General features: G+C 71.2%; 14 protein-coding genes and 1 pseudogene. 3 read left to right on the top strand and 12 right to left on the bottom strand.

Annotation, left to right across the window (positions count from 1 at the left end; translation table 11 throughout):
- A partial coding sequence (locus tag AB0B61_RS54065; protein ID WP_358449537.1) for a transposase occupies positions 1-908 on the bottom strand: 908 nt, incomplete at its 3' end.
- Between the two features lie 47 nt (positions 909-955).
- Here AB0B61_RS54065 and tnpA point away from each other — a divergent pair.
- Positions 956-1,362 (top strand): annotated as a pseudogene (gene tnpA, locus AB0B61_RS54060) (IS200/IS605 family transposase).
- Positions 1,363-1,717: 355 nt separating this feature from the next.
- Here tnpA and AB0B61_RS54055 read toward each other — a convergent pair.
- The 8 genes from AB0B61_RS54055 to AB0B61_RS54020 all read right to left on the bottom strand — a co-directional run bounded on the left by AB0B61_RS54055 (position 1,718) and on the right by AB0B61_RS54020 (position 12,444).
- Positions 1,718-3,340 (bottom strand): ABC transporter, encoded by a 1,623-nt coding sequence (locus tag AB0B61_RS54055; RefSeq protein ID WP_358449535.1) that lies wholly within the window; start codon positions 3,338-3,340, stop codon positions 1,718-1,720.
- A complete protein-coding gene (locus AB0B61_RS54050) occupies positions 3,337-5,742 on the bottom strand; it encodes a dynamin family protein (protein ID WP_358449533.1) in 2,406 nt (801 codons plus the stop codon). The genes AB0B61_RS54055 and AB0B61_RS54050 overlap by 4 nt, the downstream gene beginning before the upstream one ends.
- Positions 5,739-6,971, bottom strand: coding sequence for a uroporphyrinogen-III C-methyltransferase (gene cobA / locus AB0B61_RS54045; RefSeq protein ID WP_358449531.1), 1,233 nt, complete (start codon positions 6,969-6,971; stop codon positions 5,739-5,741). The genes AB0B61_RS54050 and cobA overlap by 4 nt, the downstream gene beginning before the upstream one ends.
- Positions 6,972-7,040: 69 nt before the next feature.
- Complete coding sequence (speB, locus tag AB0B61_RS54040; RefSeq protein WP_358449529.1) at positions 7,041-8,054, bottom strand: agmatinase; 1,014 nt, start codon at positions 8,052-8,054, stop codon at positions 7,041-7,043.
- Positions 8,055-8,064: 10 nt separating this feature from the next.
- On the bottom strand, positions 8,065-9,135 hold the full coding sequence (gene cobT / locus AB0B61_RS54035) for a nicotinate-nucleotide--dimethylbenzimidazole phosphoribosyltransferase (RefSeq protein ID WP_358449527.1): 1,071 nt from the start codon (positions 9,133-9,135) through the stop codon (positions 8,065-8,067).
- A 20-nt stretch (positions 9,136-9,155) separates the two neighbouring features.
- A complete protein-coding gene (locus AB0B61_RS54030; protein WP_225292508.1) occupies positions 9,156-9,998 on the bottom strand; it encodes a sirohydrochlorin chelatase in 843 nt (280 codons plus the stop codon).
- Positions 9,999-10,063: 65 nt separating this feature from the next.
- Positions 10,064-11,239, bottom strand: coding sequence for an SAM-dependent methyltransferase (locus tag AB0B61_RS54025; protein WP_358449524.1), 1,176 nt, complete (start codon positions 11,237-11,239; stop codon positions 10,064-10,066).
- Positions 11,240-11,364: 125 nt separating this feature from the next.
- Positions 11,365-12,444: a GNAT family N-acetyltransferase gene (locus AB0B61_RS54020; RefSeq protein WP_358449522.1), complete on the bottom strand. Its 1,080-nt coding sequence runs from the start codon at positions 12,442-12,444 to the stop codon at positions 11,365-11,367.
- A gap of 74 nt (positions 12,445-12,518) precedes the next feature.
- Here AB0B61_RS54020 and AB0B61_RS54015 point away from each other — a divergent pair, with 74 nt between their 5' ends.
- On the top strand, positions 12,519-12,788 hold the full coding sequence (locus AB0B61_RS54015; protein ID WP_358449520.1) for a DUF2795 domain-containing protein: 270 nt from the start codon (positions 12,519-12,521) through the stop codon (positions 12,786-12,788).
- Between the two features lie 3 nt (positions 12,789-12,791).
- Entirely contained in the window at positions 12,792-13,805 is a 1,014-nt protein-coding gene (locus tag AB0B61_RS54010; protein ID WP_358449518.1) for a Vms1/Ankzf1 family peptidyl-tRNA hydrolase, read from the top strand.
- Here the strand turns inward: AB0B61_RS54010 and AB0B61_RS54005 are convergent.
- The 3 genes from AB0B61_RS54005 to AB0B61_RS53995 are packed head-to-tail and all read right to left on the bottom strand — an operon-like array spanning position 13,795 to position 16,491.
- On the bottom strand, positions 13,795-14,379 hold the full coding sequence (locus AB0B61_RS54005) for a lactate utilization protein C (RefSeq protein ID WP_358449516.1): 585 nt from the start codon (positions 14,377-14,379) through the stop codon (positions 13,795-13,797). The two genes, AB0B61_RS54010 and AB0B61_RS54005, sit on opposite strands and share 11 nt — an antisense overlap.
- Positions 14,366-15,757: a lactate utilization protein B gene (locus AB0B61_RS54000; RefSeq protein WP_358449514.1), complete on the bottom strand. Its 1,392-nt coding sequence runs from the start codon at positions 15,755-15,757 to the stop codon at positions 14,366-14,368. Before AB0B61_RS54000 ends, AB0B61_RS54005 begins: the two co-directional genes overlap by 14 nt.
- A complete protein-coding gene (locus AB0B61_RS53995; protein WP_358449512.1) occupies positions 15,754-16,491 on the bottom strand; it encodes a (Fe-S)-binding protein in 738 nt (245 codons plus the stop codon). Before AB0B61_RS53995 ends, AB0B61_RS54000 begins: the two co-directional genes overlap by 4 nt.
- Positions 16,492-16,499: the final 8 nt, after the last annotated feature.

Here is a 16,499-nt window from a genome sequence, read left to right as displayed (position 1 = left end):
AACGCTCCCAGCTGGTGGAAGCTCCAGGAATGCAGCGTGACCCGCTGGGGCTTGCGAAGCCGTACCCGGTCCCGGATGCCCTGGAGGTCTTCCAGGGCGATCCCTTGGCCGGTGCGTTCTGCCTCGGTCACGAGCTGCTTGGCGATGACGTGATTGGTGTTGGCGGCGAACCGGGCCTCGGCCCGGCGGCGTTTCCTCAGCAGCCGTTTCGCGGACTTGGTCTTTTTGGCCTGCAACCGGCGGCGCAACTCGCGCCGGCGGTGCCGGACCGCGTTCAGCCCCTTGCCGCTGTGCCGGGCTCCGTCGCTGGTGGTGGCGATGTTGACGATGCCCAGATCCACCCCCAGGAAAGCCTCCGGGTCCTTGACGCGGGCATCAGGCAGGTCGCAGGTGGCGATCAGGAACCACATGCCGTCCCGGTAGAGCAGATCGGACTCGCCCTTGCGGTGTGCCGACAGGGTCTTGAGCTGTTCGGCGGAGGCGGTGAATCTCAGGTTCTTCAGTCTCCCGGCCACCGACCAGATCGACACCGTCCGCGCGTCGATCTGCCAGGACAGGCAGCGATCGTCGAACGGCTGGGCGGCCTCAGCGCGGAAGGCGATCGGCGTGGATTCGGCCCGTACCCGGCGGGCAGAGCCCACCTTGCCCAGGTTCCCGGCTCGGATGTTGGCATGCAGGGTGGCGTAGGCGTCGGCGACCTTCTTGATGACGTGCTGGGCGGCCAGCCCGTACCCGTCCTTGATCTGCGTGTAGGTGTGCTTACGCAGGTCATAGTTGCGAAACGTGCGCAGGGTGTGGGCTTGGCGGGAGACCTGGCAGGCGGCCGCGTTGACCGCGCGCAGGGTCGCCTCCAGCGCCGTCGCCTGCTCAGGCGTCGGCAGCAGCTTCACCTGCACCACCAGCCTCACAATCGAACACACTATCGCTCTGTCCATGTCGCCGCGAGGGGAACCCGATCCCGATATCCGCAGGGCCACGCACCGTCGTCCACAGCCTCCACGCCCATGTGGTCTTCATCTCCACATATCGGCGGAACGTGTTCACCGAGGAGATGCTGCGCCGCTGTGAAGCCATCATGATCGAGGTGTGCGACACCTTCGGCGCCGTCCTGGTCAAGTTCAACGGCGAACACGATCATGCCCACCTGCTGGTCCACTACCCGCCCAAAGTGGCCCTGTCGGTCCTGGTCAACTCCCTCAAGGGCGTCTCGGCCCGGCTCCTGCGCAAAGAGTCCGGCCCGCACATGCGCCAACATCTGTGGGGCGGGCACTTCTGGTCCCCGTCCTACTTCGCGCCTCCTGCGGCGGCGCCCCACCGTCGATCATCAAGGAGTACATCGACAACCAGAAACGGCCGGACTGATCCGCCCACACGACCGGCTGTCACGGCACCGCTCGGGCCTGGAGACCCTCCCGCGCTGTCGTTTCCCCCGGGCGTAAACGCCCGGGGTCCCACGCCAGATTCCGCTGAAGTGACTGCCCATGGGACAAGCCACCTCTGAGGTGGCTGCCCGTGGAACGAGGCCATCTCTGGGACGGCTTCCTGTGGAGAAAGCCACCCTTGTGGTAACTGCCCGTGCACGAGGCTGCCCCAAGACAGCTGCCCGGGGAAAGAGGCCAGGCCAGGCGAGGCGTTCCGAAAGCCGACCACGCACAGCGCCTTGAAGGCCGACCACACTCAGCGCCATGAGAGAAAAGCCGCCCAGCCTACAAACGAGTCAGCCGGACAGCCCACGCATCGCGCTGTAGAAGGCGTGGTGCCGGCCCAGTTCGCGTTCCACCGGCTCCACCACCATGGTCTCCGACACCGCGGCCACCCGTCGGCGCATCTCCCGTTCCAGGCGTTCGCGTTCCCTCGACGCCCCGAGCACGACGAAGTTGCGTGACGCGATGCCCGACAGCGCCCCCAACCCCAGTACGGAGGCCATCATCAGCCCCACCCAGGGCAGCGCGGCGCTGTCGCCGAGCAGTTGGAGGGAGGCGGGGAGCTGGCCGGGGACGGTCAGTCCCACCGCCAGCCAGGCGAGCCCGCCGATGAAGGCGCCGACCAGGAGGTACTGCCAGATCTTGAGTATCCGCCACCAGCCCGGCACCCGGTCGAGCTCGGGCGCGACCTCCGTGAGGTCCTCGGTCAGTACCTTGGGCAGCTGGCTGGAGCGGGAGCGGGCCGCGCGGTGCACCGCCGTACGCCACACCGGGTGCATCCCGACCGTCAGCCCGTCGGCGAGTGCCTGGACGGCGTTGGACACCTCGGCGGCCTGCGCGCTCACCGAGCCGGTCGTGATGCCGCGGATCTCGTCGCTGACATCCTCCAGGCGCAGTGACTTGAGCGGGTCCGGACGGAACTTGGCCAGCCAGCGCGGGTACGGCCAGCCCACCCAGCGGCTCGACCGCTCGGCGTAGACGTTCTCCATGGCCTCGCCCACGGCCGGAACGCCCACGGCGTCGCAGAGCGCGTCCGTCAGGCCGAGCCTGCGAGCCTCGTCGACCGACGCCGGGGCGGACAGGGCCTCGCCGACCGGCATGGTCTCGGTCAGGCGTCGCTCCAGCCTGCGCAGGTCGGCTTCGATCTTGTGGATGGCCGCCCGCCGCCGGCTGACCGCGCCCGAGATGACGCTCTTGAGGCTGTCGATGCCCCGGCCGCTGACCGCCGAGGTGGGCACCACGCTGGGATGTTCGACGCCTTCGCGGCGGAGCAGGTCGTTGAGGTCGATGACCAGCTCGGCGAGCTCCTCGGTGGACAGCTTGTCGGCCTGGTTGAGCGCGAACACGGTCATCGCGTCGTGCCCGGCCAGGTCGGTGACGTAGCGCCGGTGCGTGGAGGCGTCGGCGTACTTCTGCGGGTCGAGCACCCACACCACCAGGTCGGCCAGGCCGATGAGGCGATCGGCCTCGGTGTCGGTCAGCGCCCGGATCGAGTCGTGGTCGGGCAGGTCGAGCAGGATCAGCCCGTGGAGCTGGCTCTCACCCTTGTCCAGCGCGCTGGCGCGGGCGAAGCGGTGGCGCCACTGGATCTGCAGCCAGTCGAGCAGCGGCGCGGCGCCCTCCAGCCCCCACACGCAGGCGTGGGTACGGGCCGTGGTGGGCCTGCGTACGCCCGTGGGCGACAGCTCCAGCCCGGAGATCGCGTTGAACAGCGACGACTTACCGCTGCCGGTGCCACCCGCGAGGGCGACCACGGTGTGCTCCGACGACAGCTTGAGCCGGTCGCCGGCCCGCGTCAGCAGCGCGCTCGCCTCGGAGAGCACCTTCTGGTCGAGCCGGCCGGGGCCAAGCTCAACGATCTTGGTCAGGGCGGTCAGCCGCGGAGCCAGGCCCGGCCTGGTGGTGACGGCGGTCATCGAGCGACCTCGAGGTTGTACGTCGCCTGGTAGAGGCGGGTCGCGGTGGACTCGTCGGGTATCCCGGCCGAGTCGAGCGCTTGCACGTAACGCATGGATTCCTCGTCGAACAGCATGCCGATCCTGGCTCGCAGGTCACTGAGCGCCTTGGCGCCGATGCCGCGCAGCGACTCGGCGCCGAGCAGGGCATTGACCAGCCGGTGCGGCACGCCTTCGACGGTGCCGCCGCTGAACATCGCAACCATGAAGATCAACGATAGCGAGTCGGCGTCGAACGAGACGAACTTGGACACCGACCGCTTGGCCACACCTTCCGTGCGTACGAGCTCCGTGACGTGCTCCTGCCAGGCGGCGATGGCCCGGGTGGCATGCCGTACGAGCTCGTCGGAAGGTCGTTCGAGGCCCGCGCCGATCGTGCCGCCCAGCTCCGAGCGGTGCCGCCAGCGGGCGACCACCTCCTCGGCGGCGCGGTGGGCGGCGGCGACGATCACCGACTCCAGACCGGCGCGCAGCGCCGCGCGGAACGCCGTGACGCGCTCGGGCGCCTGCCTGCCCGACCTGCCCCGCTTGCGGAACTGGATCGTGCGCATGAGGTCGCCGGACCCGGCGAAGTCCTGCCAGCGGGCCAGCACCTCACCGTGGACGAGCATGCCGTTCCTGGTCGCCTTGTCGATCTCGGCGAGCGCGCTCATGTAGGCGGCCTCCACGTCCGCGCGCAGCTCGGTGCGGAACGCGACCTGCCCCTCCAGATGCCTGGCCAGGGCGGGGACGCGGGTGCGGAAGCTGTCGAGCACACCGTTGAGCGTCTCGTGTACGGCCTGCGCGCGACGGTCCTCGTCGACGGAGAGCTCGGCCAGCCAGAGGCGCAGATCGGTCATCTCATGATCGGGCAGCCGGCCGTCGACGACCTTCGTCTCGCCGATGACGAACCGGTCGACCTCGCCCAAGCCGTATTCGCTGAGCATCCGGCCAAAGTGCTTCAGTACGACCTCACGCGCCTTGGGCTGGACACGTGAGAGCACGATGGCCAGCCGGGCGCCGCGCTCCTTGGCCAGCCGCAGGAGGTTCCAGGCGGGGGCGTCGGCGTAGCGGGCGGCGGTGGTCACGAAGATCCACAGGTCCGCGGCGTCGAGCATGCGGTGGGCGATCTCGTGGTGCTCCTCGACGACCGAGTCGATGTCGGGGGTGTCGAGCAGCGCGACGCCCTGCGGCAGCTTCTCGGTCGCGACCACGACCAGGCTGCCGATGCCGTCCTCGGGTGACGGCTTGTCGATCCGCCGCATGCCGCCGAGCAGGTCGCCCTTGGTGAACCACTGGCGGTCGTCCGGGTGGCAGACCAGCACCGGGATGCCGGTGGTGGGCCGTCGTACGCCGGTGCGGGAGATGTTCTTCTCGGCGAGGGAGTTGACCAGCGTGGACTTGCCCGCGCCGGTCGAGCCCGCGACCACGATGAGGGCGGGCGCGGTGTTCGTCCGTACTCTCGGGAGCACGTAGTCCTTGAGCTGGGCGAGCAGGTCGGCACGGGCCTGCCTGGCCTCGGCCGCGCCCGGCAGGTCCAGACCGAACCGCAGGTCGGTCACGCTCTCGCGGAGCGCGTCGAGCGCCGCCGTCAGCGCGGCGACCATCTCGGGAGGCAGCGGCTCGACCCGCCGGACGGGGGGCCGCTCAACTGCGGCTTGCTCCGCGCCGACGGGCCGCGCAGGAGCTGCAGGTTCCACGGGCTCAGCGTGTACGGCCTGCGCATCCGAGACTTGTCCGGTCCGCGAGTCGTCCGAGCCCTGTTCGGCCTGCGGGTCCGGGAAGTGCCACGCGGACGGCTCCGGGCGGACAGCCGCCGGCCCCTCAGGCTCGTCATCGGCGAGGCGAAGGTCGTCATCCGCAGGCTCACCGCCCCCGGGATCGGACAACGCGGCCGACTCCATCAACTCGGCCCACGCCTCAGCCTCCGACAACGCCTCGGCATCGCCCGAGGGCTCCTCGTCGAAAGACGCCTCGGCGCCGCCAAGAGCCTCCTCGTCAGACAGCGCCTCAGGCTCGCCAGACGGCTGCTCATCGGACGGCACTTCAGGCTCATCCGACAACGCTTCAGGCTCATCAGAGGGCTGCTCGTCCGACGGCGCTTCGGGCTCGGCAGATGGCTGCTCGTCCGACAGCGCCTCAGGCTCGTCAGACGGCGCCTCAGGCTCATCAGAGGGCTTGTCGCCCTCGTCAGACGGCTCGTCGCCGGACGGCGACGCCCCGGAATCCGCCGGCTCGCCGGCCGAGGCCGAAGCCGGGACCGGGCCCTCCTCGTCAGCAGCGGATGCCGCCGGCGGCGCCGCGGACTCGTCCGTGAAGGCGCGGAAGCTCAACGTCTGCTCCCCAGGCGACTCCTGCCGCCCGTCATCCATGGCCGTGTTCACGGCAGACGCTCCGCTCTGACCATCTCGACCTCCTGGCCGACCCGTACGACGTCGCCGACGATGACGATCGCCGGCGGCCGTATACCAGCCGCGGACACGCGGTCGGCCACGCTGGAAAGTGGAGCCACAACCGCCCGCTGGGTCGGAAGAGTACCGTCCTGTACCACCATTACGGGAGTCTCCGGAGGGCGTCCATCTCTCAGGAGTGCCTCGGCCACTTTCGCCAGCCTCTCGACGGCCATCATGAGCACCAGCGTGCCCTGCGAACGGGCCAGCCCCGGCCAGTCGACGGTCGACCGGGCGTCGTCCGGCGCGACGTGCACGGAGATCACGTGAAACTCCTGGCTGACCCCGCGATGCGTCACCGGAACCCCGGCCGAGGCGGGCACCGCCACGGCGCTGGTGATGCCGGGAACCACGAGCACCGGGATGCCCGCCTGGGCGCAGGCGATCATCTCTTCGCCGCCGCGCCCGAACACGAACGGGTCGCCGCCCTTGAGCCGGACCACGAACTTGCCCTGCCTGGCCCGGTCGACGAGCAACTCGTTGATGGTCTCCTGCGACAGCGATCTGCCGTAGGGGACCTTGGCGGCGTCGATGAGCTCGACGTCGGGCGCCAGCTCGTCGAGCAGGGCGCGGGGCGCGAGCCGGTCGGCGACCACGACGTCGGCCTGCGCGAGGAGCTGCCGGCCGCGCACGGTGATCAGCCCGGGATCACCGGGGCCGCCGCCGACCAGGGCCACGCCGACGGGCTTGGTGCGGCTGCGGCGGGCGTCGACCGTGCCGTCGCGCAGCGCGCCCACGACCGCGTCCCTGATGCCGGCCGCCCTGCGCGGGTCGCCACCGGCGGTCACGGCCACGGTGATCTCGTCCACCCGACCGGAGGCGGGCGTCCAGGCGGCGGAGGCGTCCTTGTCGTCGGCTCGCACGCACCAGATCCGCTTGGCCTCGGCCTCGGCCGCGACGGCGGTGTTGACGGACTTGTCGTCGGTGCACGCCTGGACGAGCCAGGCTCCGTCGCAGTCGCCGACCTCGTAGGGGCGGGCGTGCCAGGTGACCCGGCCGGAGGCGATCAGGTCGTCGAGCGCGGGCGTGACACTCGTGGACACCACGGTGACCTCGGCGCCTGCCTCCAGCAGCGCGGGCACCCTGCGCTGCGCGACACGCCCGCCGCCCACGACGAGGACCCGGCGCCCGGAAAGCCGCAGGCCGAGGAGGTAGGGGCCCATGCTGGGGAATCTCCCGTTCGCGAAGCTTGGTGTGTTAAGAGGTAAACCTACCGGGTCTTACCGAGAGATTTATCGGCCGTCAAGAAGCGGCTGGTGAGGATCCCAGCGGGGCCCGCCATTATCGTCCTTCCGGCGTCTGGCCATCGCTGACAGCGCCTCAAGGATAACCCGGTTCCCGAGGAACGCGGTGATGTCCGCATGATCGTACGGCGGAGCCACCTCGACCACCTCCATACCGGCCACCGGCAGTTCGTAGCAGATCCGCCGGACCGAGTCGAGGAGCTGCCTGGCCGACAGCCCGCCCGGCTCGGGTGTGCCCGTGCCGGGTGCGTGACCGGGGTCGCAGACGTCGATGTCGACGGACAGGAAGATCTGGTCGCACTCGTCGAGCGCGATGCCGAAGGCCTCCGTCAGGCACTCTTCGAGCCCTCGGGTGACGATCTCGGTCATCTCGTACGAGCGCATGTTCTGCTCGGCCATCCAGCCGAGCGTCTCGGGACCCGGCCAGTAGCCGCGCAGCCCGATCTGCAGGAACCGGTCGCCGCGGATGGCGCCGGACTCGATGAGGCGGCGCATGGGCTGGCCGTGGCCGTACAGGTGGCCGAAGGCGATGTTGCCCGTGTCGGCGTGCGCGTCGAAGTGGATCATCGAGGTCCGGCCCGGCTCGTACGCCCTGGACGTGCCCCTGGCGTCGGGCAGCGCGACCGTGTGGTCACCGCCCAGGACCAGCGGCACGGCCCCGGAGGCGGCGACGCGGTGGACCGCGTCCTCGATGGCGGCCAGCGAGGACTCGACGTCGCCGGAGTAGCACTCGACGTCGCCCGCGTCGAGCACGCGCAGGTCCCGCAGCGCGTCGACGCGCAGGGCCAGGCTGGGCCTGGAGCCGTCGTGCGGCAGGTAGCAGGCCTGGCGCAGGGCCATCGGGCCGAACCTGGCCCCGGGACGGTTGGAGGTGCCGCCGTCGAACGGAGCCCCGATGATCACTACGTCGGCCCCCGCGTACGTCGCGGGGTCGCCGACATCGCACCGTTCGACACCGAGGAAGGTGACATCGGGCCCGTACATGGGGCCGTATCTCGACATGGCCCCATCATCACACGTGTTTTTCGGTCACTCCCGCCGAGTCGAAGGTGGCGACCTCGTGCATGACGCGTACGGCGGCGCAGACGAGCGGGTAGGCGAGCAGCCCGCCGGTGCCCTCCCCCAGCCGCAGCTCCAGGTCCACCATGGGGCGCAGGCCGAGGTGGCCGAGGGCGGCGGTGTGACCCACCTCGGCCGAGCGGTGCCCGGCGACGCAGTGGTCCAGCGCGGCGGGGTCGAGCGCCGCCGCCACGAGGGCGGCCGCTCCGGCGATGACCCCGTCGAGGATCAGCGGCACGCGGGCCGCGGCGCCACCGAGGATGAAGCCCACCAGCGCCGCGTGCTCGAACCCGCCCACGGCGGCCAGGGCCCGCAGGGCGTCGTTGGGCAGGGACATGACGGAGTTGACGCCGTTCACGCGCAGCGCCTCACGGATCACGCTCACCTTGCGGGCGTGCGTCTCGTCGTCGATCCCGGTCCCCCGGCCCGTCACGTCGGCCGGGTCCCGGCCGGTGAAGGCGGAGATCAGCGCGGCGGAGGCGGTGGTGTTGGCGATGCCCATGTCGCCGGTGATCAGGCAGCGGGCGCCGCCCGCCACCAGGTCGCGGGCCACCGAGATGCCGGCTTCCAGAGCTTGTACGGCCTGGTCCACGGTCATGGCCGGCCCCGCGGCCAGGTCGGCCGTACCGTAATCGATCTTGCGCTTCACCAGGCCCGGCGCGTCGGGCAGGTCCGCCGCGACACCCACGTCGACCACGGTCACCGTCGCGCCGACCTGCTTGGCGAAGGCGTTGGCCACCGCGCCGCCGGACAAGAAGTTGGCCACCATCTGGATCGTGACCTCCTGCGGCCACGGGGTGACGTTGCGGGCGTGGACGCCGTGGTCGGCCGCGAAGATGGCCAGGGCCGCCGGGACCGGCATGGGCGGCGGGGTGGTGCCCGCGGCGCCCGCCAGACGTACCGCGACCTCTTCCAGCGCGCCGAGCGAGCCGCGCGGCTTGGTGAGGCGGTCCTGGTAGGCCCGAGCGTCGGCGATGGCGCGCGGGTCGGCGGGGCGAATCGCGGCGAGCGTCTCAGCGAGCACGGCTTACCTCCGAGTAGGGGTCACGGGACCAGTTGGAGCGCTTCCTCGTAACGGTCGATGACGACATCGGCCAGGGTCTCGCAGTCGCCGATCACCTCGGCGCAACGGATGTCGAGATCGGGGTGGCCGGCGCCGTAGGCCAGCGCCTGCGCCCACACGCGCTCCAGCATCCCGCCCGCGAACAGCAGGTACGGGACGACGATCACCCGCTTGGCGCCCAGCCGGCGGCAGCGCTCGAGCCCGCCGGGCACCCCGGGCGGCGTGACCGAGACGAAGGCGGTCTCGACCGTCATGAAGTCGTAGGCGTGCGTCTCCCAGAACAGCCGCGAGACGCGGTGGATCTCGGCGTTGGCCGCCGGATCGGTGGAACCCTCGCCGACCAGGACGACCGCGGTCTCTCCCGGCTCGACGTGGAGGGGCAGCTCGGTGGCCGCGGAGTCGACGGCCCGCAGCCGCGGCCGGCCGCCGACCAGCTCCAGCGGGCGCAGCTTGGGCATCTCGGTGGCGGCGTCGTTGAGGCGCTCGGCCAGCAGCGCGAGCACGCGGGGGTCGGGCCCGAGCGGGCGGCCGTAGTCGCACATGAGGGTCGGGTGGCGTTCCTGCACCCTGGCCATGGCGGCGGGGAACTCCGCGCCCACCCGGCTGAGGCTCAGCGGCAGCGCCACCAGGCGGTGGTGTCCCCGGGCGACCAGGGAGGCGACGGACTCGCTCACCCGTGGCGTGGCGCGCTCCAGGTAGCCTCCGGAGACGTCGGCGGCCCGCTGGTCCAGGCGGCATCGGAGCCTGTGGACGAACCTGCCGAACTCGGCGGAGTCGGCGTCATCGTTCGAGCCCTGCCCGATGAGCAGGAGCGGGGGCTTCATTGAGGGAATCTCCGGTGCGTAGGCAAGACACGCGAGGATAACCGATGCGTGCCGGTTGAAACAGGTCACGCCACACGCGAGGGGGTCGCGTGTACGACGAAGACAGGGTCGGCCGCGGCCAGGCTATGCGATCCGTCCGGCTGAATGGTGAGCTTTGAGGCGATTATCTGCGTGCCCTCGGCACGATAGCCGTGCTCGCGGAGCCGGTCGAGCACCGCGGCGACCCGTTCGACCGTCTTCAGCGCGCAGACCAGCGTGCGCGGCCGACGGGCGGCGCAGGCCACGATGACGTCCGCCCCGCCCCCGCCGACGAAGACGGCGTCGGGATCGGGCAGCGGTTCGAGCGCGGGCGGCGCCTGTCCCCTGGCCAGGGCCACTTTGACGCCGTGTTCGAGTACGGTGGCGCGCAGCCGGGCGCAGGCCGCCTCCTCCCGCTCGACGGCCACGACGGCCGCGCCGAGCCGGGCGCACTCGACGGCGATCTCGCCGGAGCCCGCGCCCACGTCCCAGACCAGGTCGCCGAGCCGGGGGCCGAGCTTGGCCAGAATGTACGCCCTGACCTCGGCCGGCATCGAGCCCGCGAACGGCAGCGCCCATTCGGCCGGCCCCGGCTGCGCGCCCGCCACCCAGCCGGGCTCCCTGGCCTGGTGGAGGGGGTCGATGACGAGCACCACGTCGGGGTCCTTCCACGGCCGGGTGGTGGCCTCGCCCATGCGGCTGTGGGTGACCCGCTCGTCGGGTCCGCCGATGTCCTCGCAGACGATCAGCTCGCGCGGGGTCGTGGGCGCCAGCTCGCGGGCGATGTCGCCGGGCCCGACGCCGGGCGCGACCAGCAGGGCCACCTTGGGGTGCGCCCGGCAGGCGTTGACGACCCGGTTGAGCTGGTGCGGGCCGGCCGGGGCGACGACGAGCGCGTCCTCCCAGTTGAGGCCTGCGCAGGCGAAGGCGCGGGTGACGAGCGAGGTGGCGGGGAGTACGTCGGGCTTGAGCCCGTGGGCGCGCAGCCTGCGCACCACGCCGAAGAAGCCGGGATCACCCTCGGCGACGACCACGGCGGCGCCCTCGCCCTGTTCGAAATGGCTGTCGAGGGTCTGGAGCAGCGACCCGTCGGCCACGACCGGCGCGGTCAGCCTGAGCTGCCCGATGATGGCGTCCGGCCCCACCACGAGCGTCGCCCCGCGCAGCCGCTCGACCGCTCTGGCCGACAGCTCCGATCCGTCCCACCCGACCACTGTGATCATGCGCACCACCGCCTCACCACTAAGGGTGACGGGTGCCGCGGTGTTTCACAAAGGGTACGAAGGCCTGTCCGGTGTGCCTGTCCGCACGAACCACCCCGTCCTGCCCGCTGGACCGGCGCGATCCGTCAAGCCAGATCGGCTGGCGTGAGACTGTAGACGACCAGGTCACGCCCATGGAGCGCGTTGCGTGCCACACCCTCGCGGACGAAGCCCGCCTTCTCCGCGACCCGCTGCGAGGCCACGTTGCTGACCGCCGCCCGCAGTTGCAGCCGTCCGAAGCCCTGCGTGACGAACAGCCAGCGGGCGATCGCCAGCACGGCCTCCCCCGCGTACCCCTGACCGCGGGCCCAGGGCGCGGTCATGTAGCCGACCTCCGCCGACCTGTTTCCCCAGTCGGCGTCCCTGAGATCCACGTTCGCCACGAAACGGCCACCGGCCAGCTCCGTCACGGCGTAGGCGATCCCCTGTCCCCTGGTCCTGATCCGCTCGGCGGCGCCGATGAACGCCCGGGCGTCCGCCTCCGTGTAGCCGCGCGGCAGCCCGGTCTCGGCCTGGGTGAGCGGGTCGGCGCCCGTGGCCGCCAGGTCCGCCACGTCGGCCTCGGCCGGCGGCCTGAGCAGCAGCCGCCGGGTACGCAGCTCGGTGCGGGGCAGCGTGTCGGAGGGGGCGCGGCTGTCGCCGCGCAGCAGGCCGAACATCACCAGATCGTGCGGCCCGTCGTCCTCCATCGCGGCGTCGCGGAGCACGCCTTCCCAGGTGAAGCCCGCTTTCTGTGCGACGCGCAGCGAGGCGAGGTTGTCGAGGTTGGCCGTCAGGTCGATCCTGCGCAGCTCCGTGGTGGCGAACACCCAGTCGACCAGGCCGCGTACGGCTTCGGGCGCGAACCCGCGACCCCGGTAGAGGGGGTGCACGCCGTAGCCGACCTCGGTCGTACCCGCGCCCCACGAGGTCTTGAACAGGCTGATGGCGCCCACGACGCGGTCGTCGGCGTCGGCCATCGCCAGGTGCACGCCCTGTCCGGAGCGGCGCAGCTCGTGCACGCCGGACTTGAGCCAGTGCGCGATGCCCGACGCCTTGCCGGGGGTGCCGGGCGGCAGGAACTGGGCACCGGACTGCACGATCGAGCGGATCCGGTCGGCGTCCGAGACGCCGAAAGGCCGGAGCACGAGCCGCGCGGTGGTGATTTTCACACCGGGATCGAACACCTTCGGCAGGGTACACAGCCGCGATGTTTGCCCATGAAAGCGGGGGTAGGTCGCCTTAGAGAGGAGTGACCACCATGGAATGTGGCAGCGCCGAACACCTTGATGGGGAGCGCAAGCAGGAGAGGGGCGGCGGCCCCCCGCACACCGAGGGCGCCGAGCTCTTCGAATGGGTCAATGACACCTCTTTCCCCTCATCCAGGGAGGACCTGCTGCGGCACGCGGAACACCGGCACGCGCCCGACGAGGTGCTGGAGCTGCTGCACTCGCTCCCGGAGCGGCAGTACCACACCATCGGGCAGGCCACGGAGGCGCTCGGGCTCAGCATGGAGAGGCGGAGGTGGTAGGCGGTGCGGCTCGACTTCATCCGGCCGCTCTATGAGCGCCGCGGGCCGTACGCCTCGGTCTATCTGACCACCCTCACCAGGCGAGATCGCGAGAAGAACTGGCGCGGTCTACGCGCACAGCTCCGCGGCGAGGTGGATCCGGACACGCTCGATGCTCTGGAAGCGCAGGCGGCGGAGTCGGTGGCCGCGCGGGCGATGTTCGCCGCCCACGGCGACGTGGTGCTGACGGAGACGCTCGCCGAGGCGCCGGAGCTGGCCGCCTACAGCCCGCTGCCGCTGGTCACGCCCATGCTGATGCTGCGCGGAGAGAACGTGCCGCACCTGCGGGCCATCGTGGACCACGCGGGCACCGAACTGACCGTCTTCGGCAGCGGCTCCCCCCGCCGGGCCACCGTGGCGCCCACCCCGTGGCCGCTGCACAGGACCAGCTGGGGTGGCTGGTCACACAAGTGGTACGAGCGCGACATGGAGGAGGCGTGGGAGGAGAGCGCGAACGCCGTCGCGCACGAGATCGACGAGCAGGTCCGGCGGCTCGCCCTCGAACTCGTCGTGGTGGCCGGCGACCCGAAGTCGCGTTCGCTGCTCTGCGATCATCTCGGTACGAAGTCCGTGGACCGCGTGCTGATGGTCGAACACGGCAGCCGCGCCGACCACGAGCAGTTCGAACGAGACGTGGAGACCGCGCTCGACTCCTACCTCGACCGCCGGCGGGCGGAGCTGCTCGACCGCTACCGGGAGACCGGCGGGCCCACCGGGCTGGCCGAGGTCGCGCACGCCCTGCGGGAGGGCAGGGTGCACGCGGTGCTGATGCCGGGCAAGGTGACCAAGCCCATGTGGATCGGCGGCGGAGGCGGCACGCAGCTGGCCACCGCCCCCGAGGAGCTGCGCGGCTGGGGGGTGGACGATCCGGTGCCGGAGCGCGCGGACTCCGCGCTGACCAGAGCCGCGACCATGACCGACGCCGAGCTGTGGTTCAGCCCGGAGATCTCGGACGCGGCGGCGGTCATCAGGTACTGATGATCACTTCCAGCGTCCGCGGCCCGTGTACGCCCTCGACCCGGTTGAGCTCGATGTCGCTGGTGGCCGACGGGCCGCTGATCCAGGTCAGCGGGCGGACCGGGTCGAGCCGGGCGACCGCCTCGGGGACGCCGGCCACGATCTGGTCCGCGCGGACCACGCACAGGTGGTAGTCGGGCACCAGGGTCTGCGCCCGGCGGCCCTGGCCGGGGCCCGAGTCGAGGACGATCGTGCCGGTCTCGGCGATGGCCACCGCGCAGCCGGTGACCACCCCGTCGGCGGCGTCCAGCTCGGCCACGGAGCCGCCCGCGACGGCGCCGGGCACCTGCCACTCGGCCGGCAGCCCGTCGGGCACGACCATCCGGCGGCCGGCCACCAGCTCGGCCACCTTGCCGGGCACCTCGGCCGCGGGCAGTACGTGGACGACGGCGCGGTAGTCGTCCACCCGCTCGGCGAACAGTCCCACAAGGTCATCTACCTGCGTGCCCGTACGGTAGCCGCGCGGGATCGCCACCTCGGGGGCGCCTTCGACGGCTCGGCGGACCCTGGCCAGGATCTCGTCACGCGCGCTCATTCCGCTCCCACCAGTCTCTGAATGATTCTTCCGGAATCTCCGGCAGGTCCCGGGTGTCGGTCCAGGCCGACAGGGGGCCCGGCAGGCGTTTCGGCACCACCTTGCGGAAGCGGGTGGCCAGGCGTTGCGCCTTGGCCAGCCGTACCTCGTCGTTGAGTATCCAGCCCGCGACGCGCATGCCCGCCCGCTCGGCCGGCGCGTGGCGGACCTTGGCGCGCAGGTCCACGAGCACCTCGGGGATGTCGATCGCGACCGGGCACACCTCGTAGCAGGCGCCGCAGAGGCTGGAGGCGTACGGGAGCGAGGCGTCCAGCTCCGACGACATGCCCCTGAGCTGCGGGGTGAGGATCGCGCCGATCGGGCCCGGGTAGACCGAGCCGTAGGCGTGGCCGCCCGCGCGCTCGTAGACCGGGCACACGTTCAGGCAGGCCGAGCAGCGGATGCAGCGCAGCGCCTGGCGGCCCACCTCGTCGGCGAGCACGTTCGTGCGGCCGTTGTCGAGCAGCACCAGGTGGAAGTCCTGGCCCTCGGCCGAGCCGGTCCACATGCTGGTGTAGGGGTTCATGCGCTCGCCGGTGGAGCTGCGCGGCAGCAGTTGCAGGAAGACCTCGAGGTCGCGCCAGGAGGGCAGCAGCTTCTCGATGCCGACCACGCTGATCAGGGTCTCCGGCAGCGTGAGGCACATCCGGCCGTTGCCCTCGGACTCCAGCACCACCAGCGTGCCGGTCTCTGCGATCATGAAGTTGGCGCCGGAGACGGCGACCTTGCTCTTGAGGAAGCGTTCGCGCAGGTGCAGCCGGGCGGCCTCGGCCAGCGCGCGCGGCTCGTCGGTGAGGTCCGCCGGGACCGGGCGCATCTTGTCGAGGAAGATCTCGCGGATCTCGGCCCGGTTGCGGTGGATCGCGGGCACCAGGATGTGGCTCGGGAAGTCGTCGCCGAGCTGCACGATCAGCTCGGCCAGGTCGGTCTCGTAGGCGGTGATGCCCTGCGCGGCCAGCGCCTCGTTGAGGCCGATCTCCTGGGTGGCCATCGACTTGACCTTGACCACCTCGCTCTCGCCCGTGGCCTGGACGAGCCGGGTGACGATGCGGTTGGCCTCGTCGGCGTCGCGGGCCCAGTGGACGTGGCCGCCCGCCCTGGTCACGGCCTCCTCCAGCTGGAGGAGGTAGCGGTCGAGGTGGCGCAGCGTGTCGTCCTTGATCGCCTTGCCGGCGGCGCGGAGCTCCTGCCAGTCGGGGAGCTCGCCGACGACGTTCGCGCGCTTGCCACGGATGGTGTGCGTGGCCTTGCGGAGGTTGTAGCGGAGCTGAGAGTTCTGTACGGCCTTCGCCGCATTTTGCGGGAAATTTCCTGGCATGCCGAGGAATGTCGCGCTCATTGGGCACCGCCCTCTTCGGTGGAGGCGAGGATCTCGGCGAGATGCATGACCCGGACGCCGGTCCGCTGACGGCCGAGCGTGCCGCCGATGTGCATCAAGCATGAGTTGTCGGCCGCGCACAGCACTTCCGCGCCCGTGTCGAGCACGCCGCGCGCCTTGTCGGCGCCCATGGCGGCGGAGACGGCCGGGTTCTTGACCGAGAACGTGCCGCCGAAGCCGCAGCACTCCTCCGCCCCCGGGAGCGGGACCAGCTCCAGGCCCCGGACGTTCTGGAGGAGCCTGGTCGGACGGTCACCGAGGTGCAGCCCGCGCAACGAGTGACACGTCGGGTGATATGTAACCCGGTGCGGGAAATATGCTCCTACGTCGTCGACTTTGAGGACGTCGAGCAGGAACTCGGACAGCTCGTAGACCTTGGGCGCGACCTCGGCGATCGCCGCCGCTCCCCTGCTCCCCTGCCGCACCAGCTTGGGATACTGCTCGCGCACCATGGCGGCGCACGATCCGGACGGCGCGACGACCGCGTCGTATCCGGCGAACACCTCGGTGAAGCGGCGCGCCAGCCGTACGCCCTCCTCGCGGTAGCCGGTGTTGACGTGCATCTGGCCGCAGCACGTCTGGGCGGCGGGAAAGTCCACCTCGCAGCCGAGCCTGCGCAGGAGCGACACGACGGCCTTGCCGGTGCCGGGGAAGAGCGTGTCGTTCACGCACGTGATGAACAGGGCGACTCGCACGGCTCTCC

It is taken from the genome of Nonomuraea sp. NPDC049158, from assembly GCF_040648335.1.
Lineage (GTDB): Bacteria > Actinomycetota > Actinomycetes > Streptosporangiales > Streptosporangiaceae > Nonomuraea.
The sequence above is the reverse complement of the archived record's forward strand: the minus strand, read 5'-3'. Positions and strand labels throughout refer to the sequence as shown.